Genomic DNA, 2,071 nt, shown 5'->3' with positions numbered 1-2,071 from the left:
ATCAGAAATAGAGTTAAAACGTATAAGCATCGCATCGGGAAAAACAGATATCTGGTCGTTAAAGTCTTTCAAGCCGCAGCTGCTAAAACAGGAAGCGGAAATGCACTAGCAACCAATGCCTTGAATATCAAAATTGCCAAGCGTAAGCATAAACGCCACTAAGATTTAACCGTACCTTCATTTCTTTGAAGGGAGGTGATAATATGAGCAGAAGACATTGCAGACGTGATTTGAGAAGAAGAAGATCAAACATCCGTTCCACTCAAAGAGCCATTGCGCGTGCAAGAGGTAACGCACTGGCTGTTAATCTGTTTAGCGTAAATGATAGACAACGCAGACGCTAATAATCGTTTTCAAGCAAAAGCGGGAAGGATTCTTCCTGCTTTTTTTGTGTTAAACGATACACCAACTCCTAAATTCCATAGAACTGCTAAATTCAGTTGCCTTCCTTTTAAATACCATCGACATATTCAACTATGCTTCCACTGGTTAAAACAGAAGCGAAATAGTACCCAGTCAAAGCAGCAGCATTCTTGACTCAAATACTTTGTGTACAACTGACCACACCTATAGCCCTCAAACTTGTTTCAGCTTTTTTCACTTAAGTATTCTGGCTGTAAATCCGTCCAGGGTTTGTACGTTGCTGCATTGTTGCTCAATTTTTTATTTTTAAATTTTATAAGGCCCCACTTGCCCACCACCGTATTCCACAAGCTCCATCATATCCTACTCAACGGATGGACTACAGATGCTCTTATCTGACTTAATGCAGCTGAAAACAATTCGATATTCGATCAACTCTTCATATGTATGATTCATGTTGGTCACCTCGACAATTCATTCTGGATAAGCGCTAAAAATCCTTCTCTAAATAATCATCTCCTTACATGATTATTAGAAAGCTAATATCCGACACATAAAGATAAAATACAACAAACAAAGACAAGAAAAAAATTTCTCTTCACAACCAATGAACTATGTACAAATACATTACACATGTATAACATTAAATACAAATACTAGAAAGGTGGTAACAATTTAATGAAAAAAGTATCTTTACTAGCATCAGTAGCAATGCTTATCTCATCTGTAGCTTTTGCTGCACCTTCTTTTGCAGATCAGGTCACAAGTGACACTTATAGTTCATTACAAGACTCAAATAGAAGTATAGAGTCTGTTACGCCTTTTGCTAATGTTGAATATGTCGTTACTGTAAATACGGCCAATCTCAAAGATGCTGGAACAGACTCGAACATCTCTATAACTCTGTATGGTTCTAATGGAGATTATGCTACCGCTACACTCAATGGTAGCTTTGAACAAGGAGATTCCGATACAACAAGAATCAGCACTAGTAACCTAGGTGACATCAGAAAAATTACTATTAGAACTGATGGATCTGGGTATAAACCAGGTTGGAAAATCGCTAATGTCAAAATATCTGGAAACGGGAAAACTTTCTCATTTGCAGGTCCTGACCGTTGGCTTGGTGACGGCGGCTCCGCAGATTCCGAAACACTTTTTCCATCCTAAAAACAAATATTCATACAAAAGACTCTGTCGATATTTGGATAGAGTCTTTTTGTTTTGGATGAATAATCCTACTAAAATTGTATCGCCGTAATTGTAACCCTATCTCAAGAATCAATTTTAATAATAAACTCACTAATGAGAAAAATGTTATGTAAATTTGCCATATAAACAAAAGCTAAGAAATGACCGCTGGAAAAGTATATTGAATCTTCTTAATACTATACTGAAAGATGTGCAAAGTATCGTGCGTATTATCGCAAATAAAAGACTCATACCAGTTATTGTTGCAAACTAATAAGGCCCTATCTGAGATTAAATTTAGGTATTAGGAAGGATTGTACCCATTCAATGAAACTTTCCCCATCTTACAAAATACAATAAGCGCAAATCTATTATGGCAGGAAATCCACCAAGTATTCGCCAAAAGAGAAGCGAATACTGTGGCTATTGCCAAATAGCTTATGCGCTCATTGAGTTCAACTATTTCCCATCCATGAGTGAAGTGGTATTATCCAACAATTCTTTTCACGAATTAAAC

The 2,071-nt window shown here is 36.8% G+C and carries 2 protein-coding genes; both read left to right on the top strand.

Features of this window, described 5'->3' with window-relative positions:
* The first annotated feature begins 203 nt into the window (after positions 1-203).
* Complete coding sequence (locus tag GRP75_RS29370) at positions 204-344, top strand: hypothetical protein (RefSeq protein WP_202404308.1); 141 nt, start codon at positions 204-206, stop codon at positions 342-344.
* 697 nt (positions 345-1,041) lie between these two features.
* Entirely contained in the window at positions 1,042-1,533 is a 492-nt protein-coding gene (locus tag GRP75_RS25315; RefSeq protein WP_013310548.1) for a PLAT/LH2 domain-containing protein, read from the top strand.
* The last annotated feature ends 538 nt before the right edge of the window (positions 1,534-2,071 follow it).

The sequence above is a fragment of the Paenibacillus sp. OT2-17 genome (assembly GCF_009827695.1).
GTDB classification, from domain to species: domain Bacteria; phylum Bacillota; class Bacilli; order Paenibacillales; family Paenibacillaceae; genus Paenibacillus; species Paenibacillus polymyxa_B.
Note: the sequence above shows the minus strand (reverse complement) of the source record. Positions and strands in the feature narration are given on the sequence as shown.